Annotated in this window: 12 protein-coding genes and 1 pseudogene; 6 read left to right on the top strand and 7 right to left on the bottom strand. The window is 71.4% G+C overall.

Annotated features, from left to right (window positions below; translation table 11 throughout):
• Together EHS43_RS21415 and EHS43_RS21410 are read left to right on the top strand one after the other, a co-directional pair.
• Positions 1-651, top strand: a pseudogene (locus EHS43_RS21415) (LiaF domain-containing protein); the annotation flags it as partial.
• On the top strand, positions 638-904 hold the full coding sequence (locus tag EHS43_RS21410; protein WP_125192383.1) for a hypothetical protein: 267 nt from the start codon (positions 638-640) through the stop codon (positions 902-904). The pseudogene EHS43_RS21415 and the gene EHS43_RS21410, both read left to right, overlap by 14 nt.
• Positions 905-1,036: 132 nt before the next feature.
• Here EHS43_RS21410 and EHS43_RS21405 read toward each other — a convergent pair whose 3' ends face one another.
• Both EHS43_RS21405 and EHS43_RS21400 read right to left on the bottom strand, forming a co-directional pair.
• Positions 1,037-1,567, bottom strand: coding sequence for a DoxX family protein (locus EHS43_RS21405; RefSeq protein ID WP_125192382.1), 531 nt, complete (start codon positions 1,565-1,567; stop codon positions 1,037-1,039).
• 120 nt (positions 1,568-1,687) lie between these two features.
• Positions 1,688-2,977 (bottom strand): hypothetical protein, encoded by a 1,290-nt coding sequence (locus EHS43_RS21400; RefSeq protein ID WP_125192381.1) that lies wholly within the window; start codon positions 2,975-2,977, stop codon positions 1,688-1,690.
• A gap of 208 nt (positions 2,978-3,185) precedes the next feature.
• On the opposite strand from EHS43_RS21400, the gene EHS43_RS21395 reads away from it, so the two are divergent.
• Positions 3,186-4,094: a DUF4429 domain-containing protein gene (locus tag EHS43_RS21395; protein ID WP_125192380.1), complete on the top strand. Its 909-nt coding sequence runs from the start codon at positions 3,186-3,188 to the stop codon at positions 4,092-4,094.
• A gap of 32 nt (positions 4,095-4,126) precedes the next feature.
• On the opposite strand, the gene EHS43_RS21390 is transcribed toward EHS43_RS21395, so the two are convergent.
• Positions 4,127-4,933 (bottom strand): class II aldolase/adducin family protein, encoded by an 807-nt coding sequence (locus EHS43_RS21390; protein WP_125192379.1) that lies wholly within the window; start codon positions 4,931-4,933, stop codon positions 4,127-4,129.
• A gap of 176 nt (positions 4,934-5,109) precedes the next feature.
• On the opposite strand from EHS43_RS21390, the gene EHS43_RS21385 reads away from it, so the two are divergent.
• On the top strand, positions 5,110-5,577 hold the full coding sequence (locus EHS43_RS21385; protein ID WP_125192385.1) for a pyridoxamine 5'-phosphate oxidase family protein: 468 nt from the start codon (positions 5,110-5,112) through the stop codon (positions 5,575-5,577).
• Positions 5,578-5,583: 6 nt separating this feature from the next.
• Here the strand turns inward: EHS43_RS21385 and guaA are convergent, their stop codons facing one another.
• Positions 5,584-7,161, bottom strand: coding sequence for a glutamine-hydrolyzing GMP synthase (gene guaA / locus EHS43_RS21380; protein ID WP_125192378.1), 1,578 nt, complete (start codon positions 7,159-7,161; stop codon positions 5,584-5,586).
• A 316-nt stretch (positions 7,162-7,477) separates the two neighbouring features.
• Here guaA and EHS43_RS21375 point away from each other — a divergent pair, with 316 nt between their 5' ends.
• On the top strand, positions 7,478-7,732 hold the full coding sequence (locus EHS43_RS21375; protein ID WP_185806348.1) for a chorismate mutase: 255 nt from the start codon (positions 7,478-7,480) through the stop codon (positions 7,730-7,732).
• Between the two features lie 534 nt (positions 7,733-8,266).
• Here the strand turns inward: EHS43_RS21375 and EHS43_RS21370 are convergent.
• Complete coding sequence (locus EHS43_RS21370) at positions 8,267-9,376, bottom strand: hypothetical protein (protein WP_260470637.1); 1,110 nt, start codon at positions 9,374-9,376, stop codon at positions 8,267-8,269.
• Positions 9,377-9,591: 215 nt separating this feature from the next.
• Here EHS43_RS21370 and EHS43_RS21365 point away from each other — a divergent pair, with 215 nt between their 5' ends.
• Positions 9,592-10,620, top strand: a complete 1,029-nt coding sequence (locus tag EHS43_RS21365; RefSeq protein ID WP_125192376.1) for an LPXTG cell wall anchor domain-containing protein — start codon at positions 9,592-9,594, stop codon at positions 10,618-10,620.
• A 112-nt stretch (positions 10,621-10,732) separates the two neighbouring features.
• Here EHS43_RS21365 and EHS43_RS21360 read toward each other — a convergent pair whose 3' ends face one another.
• Both EHS43_RS21360 and EHS43_RS21355 read right to left on the bottom strand, forming a co-directional pair.
• A complete protein-coding gene (locus EHS43_RS21360) occupies positions 10,733-12,511 on the bottom strand; it encodes a GMC family oxidoreductase (protein ID WP_125192375.1) in 1,779 nt (592 codons plus the stop codon).
• A 44-nt stretch (positions 12,512-12,555) separates the two neighbouring features.
• Positions 12,556-14,112 (bottom strand): succinic semialdehyde dehydrogenase (locus EHS43_RS21355; protein ID WP_148104070.1); only part of this gene is annotated, 1,557 nt, incomplete at its 5' end.

Genomic DNA, 14,112 nt, shown 5'->3' with positions numbered 1-14,112 from the left:
CGCCCGCCCAGGCCCCGCGGACCCCGCTGGATCGGCGGCTGGGTCTTCCTGCTCGCCCTGCTGGCGGGCGGCCTCGGCACCGCAGCGACCTGGGAGGACCACGCCCTGGGCACCAGCCTGCAGACCGGTCTGTCCTGCGCGCTGATCGTCCTGGGCGTGGGCACAGCGGTCAGCTCCGTCCTGGGCCGCACCGGAGCGGGCTCGGTCTTCCTGGCGATCGTCACCGCGGGCCTGCTCGCCACGTCGGCCGCTCTGCCGAAGGACATCACCACCGAGTGGGTCCGCGCGAACTGGACCCCGGCCGCGACCCAGAACATCCGCCCGCAGTACGAAGTGGGCACCGGAGTGGGCACCTTGGACCTGTCCCGCGTCGATTTCGGCAAGGGCGGGACGGTGGCGACCCATGTCGAGGTCGGAGTGGGCCGGCTGCTGGTGATCGTGCCGCCGGACGTGACCGTGAAAGCCGTCGTCGACGTGGGAGTGGGCGACATCCAGTTGCCGGGCGACAAGCAGGGGGACGTGGACGTGGCACCGGGCAAGCGCAAGGAGGTCACCCTGAAGCCGGTTCCGGGCGCGGAGAAGACCGCCACCCTCGACCTGGATCTGCGGCTGGGCATCGGCCAGGCGGAGGTGCGCCGTGCTGCGTCATGAGTTCCAGCCGGGAAAGCTGGTCGCCGGCCTCTTCCTGACCCTCGCGGGCATCACCTACGCCGGTGACGCGGGCGGCGCCTGGGAGACGCCGTGGTTCGCGGTGATCCCCATGGTCGTCGGCGGCCTCTGCCTCGCGGGCGTGGTGGGCACAGTGGCCCGGGCGATACGCAGACGCCGCGACACCCGCGGTACGCGCACCCCACCGGAGACCGACCGGACGCCCCAGCCGCCCCAGCCGCCCGTGCCCCACTGATCACCGACCGAGGGAGGACAGCGGAGCGGCGAGGGACAGCGGCCCGGCACCGGAGCGCGACCGTGCCGCGCGGCGCTCCCCCTCCGCCGGTGGCTCCGCCTACCGAAGCGCTACCGCAGCGCCGCCGAAGCGCTACCGGTACCCTCCCGCTCGCTGCCTTCGTCGGGCGCGCAGGGCCGCGTCCACCGAGAACACGGAGGCGCCCGCGAGGACGAGGGGCAGCCAGGCCATCAGGTAGGCGAGGTCGTTGCCGTAGTAGTACGGGTCGGAGGCCCAGCTCACGGTCAGCCACAGGCTGAGCGAGATCAGCGCGCCACCGAGCGCGGCCAGGCGCGCGAGGATGCCGAGCAGGGTGCCGATGCCGACGGCGAGTTCACCGAAGGCGATGGCGTAGCCGAAGCCCACGGGGTTCTTCAGGGACAGGTCGACCAGCGCGGGGATGGCCGAGGAGTCCCGGACACTGCGCATCATGTCGCCGATGGACCCGGAGCCGGAGCTCTTCATGAAGGCGCTGTCGGTCAGCTTGTCCAGGCCGGCGTAGATGAAAGTGACACCGAGGAAGATCCGCAGGGGCAGCAGGGCGTACTGGCCCATGCTGTCCCGCCAGGACCGTTCGTCGTCGTAGTAGGGGGCGTGCGTATCCGTCCGAAAACTGTGAGTCATCGCTTCGAGCCGCCTCTCACCAGCGTGCCGAGACCCCTACCAGAAGATACGCACGAAGGGGTGGCGGCGCTCAATGCGATGGCGGATTCCGGGCGCCCGCGGGGTGCGGGCCGCCGCCGCTCAGTCGGTCACGTCGATCGCGTACCGGTTCGTCTCCACCCCGGCGGCCGTCACCACCTGCACTTCCACCCGTCCCGGCTCCACGTCCGCCGGCACCGGCACGGTCAGCACCTCGTCCGTGGGGTTGCTGAACCCCCCGGCCACCGGGACCAACGGCACGTGGACGTTCACCGGTCCGATCCGCACCACCATCCTGGACAGCCGGTCCGCCCGCTGCGCCCCGGGCGGCACGAATCCGGCACCCCGGATCTCGATGTCGTCCCCGGTGCGCACGGGCCCGTCCAGGTCACCGGCCTCCCGCGACCGCACGACGGAGAGGATGACCGGCCGCCCGCCCTCCGCGTACTTCCCCGCGACATAGGTGGCCGCCGACACCAGCACCACCACCGCGAGCCCCCACGGCAGGTCCGGCAGCTGATCCGGCCGCCGGGCCAGGCGCACCGCCGCGAACAGCAGGGCGACCCCGCCGATCACGACGTACTGGATGTCGGCGAAGGCGCCCCGCCCGGAGTCGTCGGTCAGCAGGTCGGCGGCGCGAGGCCGGTCCGCCCGCACCTTCTGGAGCCGCTGCCCGAGGACCCGCAGCCCGACCACGCGCCGCACCAGTACGGCGATGCCGCAGACCACGGCCAGCACGGTCACGACGCCCGCGCCCCGGGCCAGTTCGAGCCCGGAGATCAGCGCGTCCCGCTCCCGGCTGTCGGAGGCCGCGGCCAGCCGGCCCACCAGGACCAGCACCGCGTAGGCGACGAACAGGACCCAGGCCACCGCGACGGCCCGCGAGGTGGACAGCCGGTTGTCCTCACCGATGACCGGCGCGAGCACCCCGCCCCGGGCCCGGTGGAACCAGGACGCCGCGGTCAGCGACCCGGCGACCACGAGAGCCGCCACCAGCCCGGCCGTACGGGCCGCGGTCCAGCCCGTCCCGATGGCCGTCAGTGCCTGGACGAGGAGCAGCACCACGACGGCGGCCCACACCACACAGGCGGTACGACGCCACAGCCGCGCGAGCCACGCGGCACCCTCCGCCCGGCCCCGCTCGGCCACGGCCTCCGCGGACTGGGTCAGTTCCTCCGAGACCCACTGCCGGGAGGCGGACGCGGAGTGCGCCACGGCCGCGGGCAGGCCCTGTCCGGCGGCGAACTCGTCCCGCTTCGAGAGGAATTCGGCGACCGCCCGCCGGTGTCCGGCCCGCGCCCCGTGCGGACAGTCCCCGCAGGTGCAGCCGCCGTCGTGCGCGCTCCTGGGCACGCCCCCGGCCGCGCTCTGTCTCGCTTCCTGCACCGCCACGCCCGACGCCCGCCTTCCCACGATTCCTGGCCCTTGGGCCCACATGACCTCACGGCCGGCCGGCCGCACAACCCGCTGAAGAACCCCGAACAACTCCCCCGTGATGACAGCGAATTGTGCCCTACAGGGCACCTCCCCCGTCCGGCAGGTCTGGTCAGCGCGGGTGAAGCGGGGCCCGCCGTGTTGACCCGGCTGCGAGAATTTCCCTATGGCCGAGATCATCCAGCGTGACGGGACCTGGGCCTTCGACGGCACGACGGTCAGGATCACGCCCGGACTGCACCGCTCGGTGCCGCTGTTCCGGCAGACGTACGGCGAGGTCGCCGTGCCCCTGGAGGCCATCGCGGGCGTGGCGTTCGAGCCGGAGCGCAAGCGCGGCCGGCTGCGGATGCGGCTGCGTGAGGGCGCGGACCCGCTGCTGCACGCGACCGGCGGACGACTGCCGGACCCGGCCGACCCGTACCGTCTGGTCGTGGACGTCGACCGCGCGGGAGTCGCCGAGTACGTGGCCGAGGAGATCCGCCACGCCCTCCTCCTCGACCAGGTCCCCAAGGAGCCGACGAAGACGTATCTGCTGCCCGGCCCGCCGGTCCCGGTCTCGGTGCGCTCCTCCGACGGCACGGTCTCCTTCGACGGCACCCAGGTCCGTATCGACTGGGCCGACACCTCCGACCGCGTCAAGCGGGCGACCGGCCCGCGGATCATCGACGTGGGTGACCTCGTCCAGGTCGAGTGGCTGCCCAACTCCGGTTACGAGGACGGTTTCATGCGGTTCGTGACCCGTGAGACGTCCTTCTCGAAGCTGCCGCCGGAGAAGGACCCGTACGCCCTCGACCTGTGGGGCAGCACCCGCCGCGATCTGCTCACGGCCCTCGTGGCGACGGCGGTCACGGCCCGGCTGCCGCACCCGTCCACCCGCGGCGACCTCCCGTACGGCGGGGGCGGTGCCCGCCGCCCGGGGCTCACCACGGCCGCCGTGCCCCCGCCCGCCGACCATCACGACGCGCTCCTGCGCAGGCTGCGGGAGCTGGGGGAGCTGCACCGCGACGGGGTGCTCACGGACGAGGAGTTCGCGATGACGAAGGCCGCGGTGCTGCGGGGGTTCCAGACCCCGTGACGTCGGCGTGATCCGCCGGATCCGGACAGGCCCTAGGTCAGCAGGTCCGGCTCGCTGCGGCTGATGTCCTGCCACATCGGCTGGTAGTTGATCCACGCCACCAGGTCCCCGCCCAGCTGCTCCCAGGTCGCCAGCGCGGCCCGGTGGTCGATGAGCACCGGCCGGCCCGCGGCCCGCGCCAGGAGCTGCACCTGGCTGGAGCGTTCCATCGACAGGAACCACCAGGCCGCCGCGTCCACCGAGTCCCCGACGGTCAGCAGGCCGTGGTTGCGCAGCACCAGTGCCTTGCGGGACCCGAGCGCGGCGGCGATCCGGCGGCCCTCGTCGGCGTCGACGGCGACTCCGGTGTAGGCGTCGTACAGCGCGTGGTCCTCGTAGAAGGCGCAGCTCTCCTGGCTGATCGGGTCGAGGAGCTCACCGAGGGCGGACAGCGCCCGCCCGTGCACGGAGTGGCAGTGGGCGACGGCGACGACGTCGGGGCGGGCGGCGTGCACCTGGGAGTGGACGGTGAAGGCCGCCTGGTTGACGTGGTAGCGGCCGTCGAGGACCTGGCCGTCGGAGTTGGCGAGCACGAGGTCGCTGACGGTGACGTGCTTGAACGGCATGCCGAAGGGGTTGACCCAGAAGCAGTCGGTGAACTCCGGGTCGCGTGCGGTGATGTGTCCGGACACCCCGTCCTCGAAGCCGAGCCGGCCGAAGATCCGCAGCGCGCCCGCGAGCCGCTCCTTGCGGTGCCGGCGTTCCTCCGCGACGGACTCGTGCATCGGCGGCATCGCGAACTGCAGCTTCTCGGTGGGCAGCGGCATCGGTGGAGTGGGCCCGAGGGGCGTCTCGTGCATGTGCTCCTCCAGCACTGGATTGACTTACGGGGCGGAAGTTACCGCCGGTCAGCGGAAGAGAACAGCGCTGGTTTGTAAAGATGGCGCACACAGCGGATACCGGACAGCAGATGTCGGGTATCGGCGGAACACTGACCGGCATGAACACCGGCATGAACACCGGCATGAACCCCGCCATGAACTGGGCGGCCTTCGGCGCCGCGGAACCCGACCTCGCCAGGACGGTCGAGGCCCGCTTCGGCGCCTTCACCCACCACGTCCTCGCCACGCTCCGCAAGGACGGCTCCCCCCGCACCACCGGCCTGGAGGTTCGCTTCCTGAACGGCGAGCTGTGGCTCGGCATGATGCCGGACTCGCTCAAGGCCCTCGACCTGCGCAGGGACCCGCGCTTCGCGCTCCAGGCGAACCCCGGGCAGGGGCAGTCCTTGGGCGGCGGCGACGTCCGGATCGCGGGACGGGCCATCGAGGTCGAGGACGCCGCCGTCAAGGGGGCGTACGCGCAAGAGGTGGAACCGCCGGAGCCGTTCCACCTCTTCCGCACCGAGTTGACGGAGGTCGTGCGGACCTACGTCGAGGACGACAAGTACCTGGTCGTCCAGGTCTGGAAGCCCGGAGAGCCGGTGCGCACTCTCAAGCGGACCTGAAGAGCCCTACTCCCACTCGATCGTCCCCGGCGGCTTCGACGTCACGTCGAGCACCACGCGGTTGACGTCGGCCACCTCGTTGGTGATCCGCGTCGAGATCTTCGCGAGGACGTCGTACGGCAGCCTCGACCAGTCGGCGGTCATGGCGTCCTCGGAGGAGACCGGGCGCAGGACGATCGGGTGGCCGTAGGTCCGGCCGTCGCCCTGGACGCCGACGGAGCGGACGTCGGCGAGGAGGACCACCGGGCACTGCCAGATGTCGCGGTCCAGGCCGGCCGCCGTCAGCTCCTCGCGGGCGATGGCGTCGGCGTCGCGCAGCAGGTCCAGGCGCTCCTTGGTGACCTCGCCGACGATGCGGATGCCGAGGCCGGGGCCGGGGAAGGGCTGGCGCTGGACGATCTCGTCCGGGAGCCCGAGCTCCTGGCCGACCATGCGCACCTCGTCCTTGAACAGCTTGCGCAGCGGCTCGATCAGCTGGAACTCCAGGTCCTCCGGGAGTCCGCCGACGTTGTGGTGGGACTTGATGTTCGCCGTGCCGGTGCCGCCACCGGACTCGACCACGTCCGGGTAGAGCGTGCCCTGGACGAGGAACTCCACCGCCGGGCCCTCGTCCGCGATGATGTCCGCCTGGGCCTGCTCGAAGACCCGGATGAACTCGCGGCCGATGATCTTCCGCTTCTCCTCGGGGTCCGAGACACCCTTGAGCGCGGTCAGGAAGCGCTCCTCCGCGTCGACGACGACCAGCTTGACGCCGGTCGCGGCCACGAAGTCCTTCTCGACCTGCTCGGTCTCGCCCTTGCGCATCAGGCCGTGGTCGACGTACACGCAGGTGAGCTGGTCGCCGATGGCGCGCGCGACCAGGGCCGCGGCCACCGCGGAGTCCACCCCGCCGGAGAGCCCGCAGATCGCGCGCTTGTCGCCGACGCGCGAGCGGATCTCGGCGACCTGCTCCTCGATCACGTTGCCGGTGGTCCAGTCCGGCTTCAGGCCGGCGCCCCGGTACAGGAAGTGCTCCAGGACCTGCTGGCCGTGCGTGGAGTGCATGACCTCGGGGTGGTACTGGACGCCGTAGAGCTTCTTCTCGTCGTTCTCGAAGGCGGCGACCGGGACGACGTCGGTGGACGCGGTCACGGTGAAGCCCTCGGGGGCGGCCGAGCAGGCGTCGCCGTGGGACATCCACACCGACTGCTCGTCGGGGGTGCCCTCGAAGAGGGTGGATCCGGACTTCGAGACGTGCAGCGGCGTACGGCCGTACTCACGCGCGCCGGTGTTGTCGACGGTGCCGCCGAGGGTGGTCGCCATCAGCTGGAAGCCGTAGCACATGCCGAAGACCGGGACACCGGACTCGAACAGCTCGCGGTCCAGACGCGGGGCGCCCTCCGCGTACACCGACGAGGGGCCGCCGGAGAGGATGATCGCCGCCGGGTTCTTGGCGAGCATCTCCGCGACCGGCATGGTGCTCGGCACGATCTCGCTGTAGACCCGGGCCTCGCGGACACGACGGGCGATGAGCTGGGCGTACTGCGCACCGAAGTCGACGACCAGGACGGTGTCGGGGGCGGCGGCGGGGTTCGCTGATGACACGGGTTGCCTTCCGGCGGTGAGCGAGGTGTGTGTGGGGCCGAGTCTACCGGGAGCGGCGGTGCCGGACCGGGGGCTGGTTCCGTCTCAGGATGCGAACCGGCTTGGACGCCCAGGGACGGACCGGCATACTGCTCCCATGCTCACGCAGACGACCTTCCTGTTTACCTATGGCACCCGGCCCGCCGGCTGCCATGGTCGTGCTGCTTGAGCTACTGACAAGCGACTTCCCAGGCGCCCCGGGCCGACAAGGTCCGGGGCGCCTGGTGTTTTCCGGATCTTGCCGCTCCGGGGCATCCACCCCACCCAGGAGCCCTACGTGACCACCACACCGGAAGCCACCATCGCCGACGCCCGTGAGCGGATCGACGCGCTCGACGACCGGATCCTCGGTCTGATCCAGGAACGGATGGCCGTCTCGGCCGTCGTCCAGCAGACCCGCATCGCCTCCGGCGGCCGGCGGGTCCACCTCGCCCGCGAGATGGAGATCCTCGGCCGCTACCGCGAGGCGCTCGGCAGGCCCGGCACCTCCCTCGCCATGACGTTGCTCGAACTGTGCCGCGGTCGCATCTGAGTTCGGGGCCCGCCTCACCCGTACGGCGCGTGACCGCCGGGCCGTCCGCCTCGTTGGTGGTGGTGTCCGTGCCAGCCAGGGGCGGGCCCGACAGAACCACGCGTGGCTCGCTGGAGCGTTGAGGCGCACGGATCACGCCGTGCGCCGTGGGACCTCGCTCCAGGAAGTGACCGGACGGCAGGGGACAGCAGCCCGGTCACCCAAGAGAACGGCCGGCTCCGGGGACGCCCGGGGCCGGCCGGCGGGGCAAGTACCGGCACAGGGCTGGATCGAACGGTTGCGGAGGCCGCGTCCGTCCAGCACGATGCCTGGAAAGCCCCCAAATCCCTCCGCGGACAACCGCATTCGTTGTGCGTGACCGTACTGCCAGAGGTCCGGACCAACCGGTCGTCCAGGTGGCACGGACAGGAGAGCAAGCGGCGCTACCCCCCGGCGCCGCTCCCAGGCACCGGCGCTGCCCTGACGTCGGTGCTGACGAGAGAAGGGCCCCGCGGCTCCGCCCCGCGGGGCCCTTCGCACGCCCGGATCCCGGGGTCAGACGCGGGAGACCGTTCCGCAGCTCTTGTCGCGGTCGGCGTCGAGGGGCTTGCTGCGGTCGTACGGGTCCGAGGTCGGTCCGGTGGGGGCCGCTCCCGTGGGTTCGGCGGAGCTGAACGACGGGTGCAGATAGCCGTCGTACACCTCGCAGGCAGAGTTGTTGATGTCCTGGTCCCAGTGCACGACGGTGAGCTTGCCCGGGGTGACCTGGTATTTGCTGGGGTCGGAGACCTCGACGTCGAGGATCCGGCGGATGATGGTGCGGGTGACCTCGGTGGAGCCGTTGGTCTGCACGACCGGGTACACGAAGGTGTAGTCGGCGTGCACGGCGACCGAGGCGTGGTCGCCGGCCTTGAAGGTCATGCGTCCCCGGGTCTTCACGACGTCACCGACCGGCCGGACCTCCTCGGGGTCGAAGCGGCTGAACATCCACAGCGGGTCGTGCTTCCTGTCCGGCTTGCGCAGGCCGGTCTCCAGGAGTCCGCGCACGTCCTTCTGGAGCGGGTCCAGCACGTCGAGCGCCGCCGCGGGCCGTTCACCGCGCAGGGTCGCCGGGTCGAGGTTGGACTCGACGAGGAGCTTCCTGGTCAGCTCCAGTGCCTGTGCGACCTTCGCCGCGGACCGGCCGCCGACGGCCTTCGCCTCCGGTACGGCGATCCCCGCGGCCCCGTCGGCCCAGCGCTTGGCGGGCGAGCCGGCGAACGGGTCGTCCAGGGTGGGGAGTTGGGAGGGCTCGGCGGAGGGCGCGGCGGTCGGCGCCGCCGTCTCCTGCGGCAGCGGCGAGGACACGGCCCCGGCGGAGTCCGCCCCGCCGCCGAAGGGGTCGCCCGGCACCAGCGAGGGCCTCACCGCCACGACGGCCACCACGGCCGCGGCGGCGACGGCGAGGACGCTCCACAGGCCCCGCCGGCTCTTCTTCTGCTGCCAGGCAGGCCCGGTGCGCCAGCCCTCCGGCAGTTCGCCGCGCGCTTCCTGCCGCCGCAGTCGCTCCGTCACCTCCCGGGCCCGCGCGGAGGGTTCCTTGGGGGCGGAGTCGCGGATGTCCCGTTCGGTGTCCCGGGCGAACTGTTCCCAGACGTCGTCGGGGATCTTGGGGTCTTCTGACACGTGGGTCAGTTGTAGGGCCTGGGAAAGCGTGTTCACAAGGCGAACTCGTGTGTGACTCAGCCCACATAAGTTTTCTGTGAGGGCGCGCACAACCTTTCACAGCCTTCGCGAATCAAACCCTGCGAATCACGGGCCCCACCCGCGCCCCACACGCGGAGGCCTCTCCATGGACGTGTGCCGCGGACAAGGCGGCACACCTGACTTCCGAGGTCTTCATGAAGCTTCGTCGTGCACTGGCCGCCGCGGCCGCGACCGCCGCGATTGCGCCGCTGGCCCTGTTCGCCGCGCCGAGCGCCTTCGCGGACGACACGCCCACGCCGACCGCGACCGAGAGCACGCCCGCCGAGGAGAACACGGCGACGGACCCGGAGAGCACTCCGGCGGACCCCACGTCGACTCCCGCGGACCCGGCGAGCACGCCCGCCGGCAGCACCCCCTCGACCAGCGCGTCCAGCTCCGCCACCACCAGCAGCAGCCCGACCGCCACCGCGTCCGGCTCGGCCACCGCCAGCACCAGCCCGTCCGCGAGCGAGAGCGGCGAGCCGATCGACCAGTGCGAGGTCGACGACGAGGACGGCCCGGTCATCGGCGACAGCGACGTGCTGCACAGCTCGCTGACCGGTCTGCCCGAGAGCATCGTGGCGGGCAGCGGCTGGACGAACTTCAAGTTCAACGTCAGCAACTCCGGCGACGAGACGATCAAGGACATCCAGCCCATCGTCGGTGTCGGGGCGGTCGACTGGGACTTCGAGCAGGACTACAGCGACCTGGTCACCGTGCAGGTGAAGCAGGGCGGCTCCTGGGTCGACGTGGCCACGCAGTTCGGCGAGGGCGGCTCGTTCAACGCCTTCGACCTCGACGGCGGCGACTCCCTCAGCTACCAGCTGCGGGTGAAGGTCGACCGTGAGGTCCCGAGCGCGATCGGCATCGCCATCGGTCTCGCCGAGTACTCGGACGACCAGGGCTGCTGGATCTCCGCCGACGAGAACATGGGCATCTACTACTTCGAGGTCCTGCCGGCCGGCTCCGACGCCGGCAAGCCGGGCGACGCCAAGCCGCAGACCGGCGGCAAGAGCCCCATCTCCGACGTCAGCGGCGTCGACGTGGACGGCCAGCTCGCCGAGACCGGTTCGAGCTCGGCCCTGCCGGTCCTCGGCCTCGTCGGCGGCTTCGCCGTCGTCGCCGGTACCGGTGTGGTCTTCGCGGTGAAGCGGCGCAAGGGCGTGGCCGGCGCACACGCCTGAGTCGCCCTAGGCACGGCTTGACGCAGGAAAGGAGAAGGACCCGCACTCGGAGGGGGGTGCGGGTCCTTCTCCTTGTCCTTTTCCGGCCCTACGACTCTTCGCTGTTCCGGCTCTACGACTTCTTCGGAACCGCCGGCATCCCCAGGAACGGCAGCTTCAGGGCGCCGAAGGCCTCCGCCGGGACCGCCGGTGACCTGGGCTCGACGGCGGCGAGGCGGACGTAGTCCTCGCCCTGGGCCGGACGCGGGTCCTCCTCGCCCTTGTTGGGCCAGTACGACATCGCCCGCTCGGCCTGCGCCGTGATCGTCAGCGAGGGGTTCACACCCAGGTTGGCGGAGACCGCGGCGCCGTCGACGACCGAGATCCCCGGGTGGCCGTAGAGCCGGTGGTACGGGTCGATGACGCCGCTGTCGCGGGAGGAGCCGATGGGGCAGCCGCCGAGGAAGTGCGCGGTGAGCGGGGTGCCCATGAGCTCGCCGACGTTCGAGCCGGCGAAGCCGTTGATGTCGGCGGCGATCGCGGAGGCGCTCTGCGAAGCCGCCTTGATCTGCTTGGGGTTGGGCGCGCCGTGGCCCTGCCGTGCGGTGAGCAGGCCCTTGCCGACGCCGTCCGGTTTCAGGTACGTCGTCAGGGAGTTGTCCAGCGACTGCATGACCAGTCCGATGATGGTCCGCTCCGACCAGCGGCGGTTGGACAGGGAGCGCAGCACGAGAAGCGGGTGCCTCGCCGCGTTCGCCAGCCAGGCCATGACCCTCGACGAGCCCTCGGCGTACGGCACTTGGAGGATCGACAGGCCGCCCATCGAGTTGGAGCCCTTGCCGTAGCGGACCGGCTCGATGTGGGTGTTCTCGTCCGGGTGGATGGACGAGGTGATGGCGACGCCCTGGGTGAAGTCGACCTTCGGCGCACCGGTCGCCCTGCGGTAGCGCCGGTTGTCGGTCTGGGCGCCCACCAGGGCCTCGGAGTTGGTGCGGGTGAGCTCGCCCAGCCGGTCCGAGAGGTACGGCAGTTGACCGCCCGCCTTCATGCGGTGCAGGAGGGTCTGGGTGCCGTAGGTGCCGGCGGCGATGACGACCCGGCGGGCCGTGAAGGTGCGTCCCTTCGACCGGCGGCGGTCGTCGGTGGGCAGGGTCGCGATCGCGTAGCCGCCCCGGGAGTCGTCGGTGACCGACACGACGGTGGTCAGGGGGTGGACGACCGCGCCCGCCTTCTCGGCGAGGTAGAGGTAGTTCTCGTTCAGGGTGTTCTTGGCGCCGTGCCGGCAGCCGGTCATGCACTCGCCGCACTCGATGCAGGCCTTGCGGGCGGGACCGGCGCCGCCGAAGTAGGGGTCCTCCGTCTGCTCGCCGGGCCCTGCCTTCCTGGTGCCGTCCGCGTCCTCGCCGTCGCCGAAGAAGACGCCGACCGGGGCCATGTGGAAGGTGTCGCCGACGCCCATCCGTTCGGCGGCCGCCTTCAGGTGGACGTCGGAGGGAGTCATCGTCGGGTTGAGCCGGACGCCGAGCATGCGGCGGGCCTGGTCGTAGTACGGCTTCAGCTCCTCCTGCCAGTCCGTGATGTCACGCCACTGCGGGTCCTCGAAGAAGGGCTTCGGGGGGACGTAGAGGGTGTTGGCGTAGTTGAGGGAGCCGCCGCCCACGCCCGCTCCCGCGAGGACCATGACATTGCCCAGCAGGTGGATGCGCTGGATGCCGAACATGCCGAGCCTGGGCGCCCAGAGGTAGTTCTTCAGGTCCCAGGAGTTCTTCGGGAGCGTCTCGCGGGTGAAGCGGCGTCCGGCTTCCAGGACACCTACGCGGTAGCCCTTCTCGGTGAGGCGAAGGGCGGTGACGCTGCCGCCGAAGCCTGATCCGACGACGACGACGTCGTAGTCGTAGGTGTCCTTGGGCACGTGCTCTCCTCGTTGAGAACAGGGTGGAGGGGGTTCCTGTTCGGCTACTTGAAGCGGAAGGCCTTCATCAGCCGCAGGCTGCGGCTCATGAACGCGGCGTACTTCTCGTCGTCCATGCCCATCGAGGGCGCCATCGGGAGCAGCCGCTGCTGGGCGATCGTCTGGGCCTCGGTGTACTTGAGGATGCCCTCGGAGCCGTGCCGGCGGCCGAGGCCGGAGTCCTTCATGCCGCCCATCGGGGACTGGACGCTGCCGTAGGCGGAGGCGTATCCCTCGTTGACGTTGACGGTGCCGGCCCGCACCCGCGAGGCGACCTCGCGGCCGCGCCTGCCGTCCTTCGTCCAGACCGAAGAATTCAGGCCGTACGGGGTGGAGTTGGCCAGTGCGATCGCCTCGTCCTCGGTCTTGAAGCGGTAGATCGAGACGACCGGGCCGAAGGTCTCCTCGGTGCACACGGCCATCGGCTCGCTGACGCCGTCGAGGATGGTCGGCTCGAAGAAGTACGGGCCGATGTCCGGGCGGGCGACGCCGCCGGCGACCACCCTGGCGCCCTTCTCGACGGCCTCCTGGACGTGCCGGGTGACGGTCTCCAGCTGCCGCTCCCCCACCAGCGAGCCCATGTCGGCGCCGTAGGCGAGGGACGTGCCGAGCCGCAGGGCCTTCGTGCGGGCCGCGAAGCGCTCCAGGAAGGCGTCCGCGATCGACTCGTGGACGTACAACCGCTCGATGGAGATGCAGAGTTGGCCGGCCGAGGAGAAGCAGGCGCGGACGGCACCGGCGGCGGCCTTCTCGATGTCGGCGTCCTCCAGGACCAGCATGGCGTTCTTGCCGCCGAGTTCGAGGGAGACGCCGACCAGACGGGCGGCGGCGCCCTGGGCGACCTCGCGGCCGGTGCGGGTGGAGCCGGTGAAGGAGACGTAGTCGGCGTGCCGGACGACCTCGGGGCCGACGACGGGACCGTCACCGAGGACGATCTGGAAGACCTCGGCGGGAAGGCCTGCCTCGACCAGCAGGTCCCGGGCCCACAGGGCGGTCAGGCACGTCTCGGTGTCCGGCTTCATGACGACGGCGTTGCCCGCGACGAAGGCGGGGAGCGCGTCGCCGACGGACAGTTCGAGGGGGTAGTTCCAGGGGGCGATCTGGCCGACGACACCGCGCGGGTGGCGCAGCTCGGTGACCTTGGTGAGGGTGGGCACGGCACCGGCGTGCCGCTTCGGGCGCAGATAGGCGGGGGCCTTGCGGCCGTAGTGCCGGGCGGCCACGGCGACCGCCTGGACCTCCTCGTGGGCGTGCAGGCGCGCCTTGCCGGTCTCCAGCTGGATGAGGTCGAGGACCTCGGCCTGACGCTCCAGGATCAGGTCGTGGAAGCGGAGCAGGACGGCGGCGCGCTGCCGTACGGGGGTCTGCTCCCACACCGCCTGCGCCCTGCGGGCCGCCTCGAAGGCCTTCTCCACGTCCTCGGGGGTGGACTCGGGCAGGTCGGCCAGCTTCTCGCCGGTGAACGGCGTGTGGTTGGCGGTACGGCCGGACCCGGTCACGCCCTTGGTGAGCTGGGCGACCAGCTCCGGGGTGACCACGTCGGCCGCGGTACGGGCGCCCTC

Origin of the sequence: Streptomyces sp. RP5T, from assembly GCF_003933965.1 — a bacterium.
Classification (GTDB): domain Bacteria; phylum Actinomycetota; class Actinomycetes; order Streptomycetales; family Streptomycetaceae; genus Streptomyces.
This window is presented reverse-complemented; position numbering and strand designations above follow the sequence as displayed.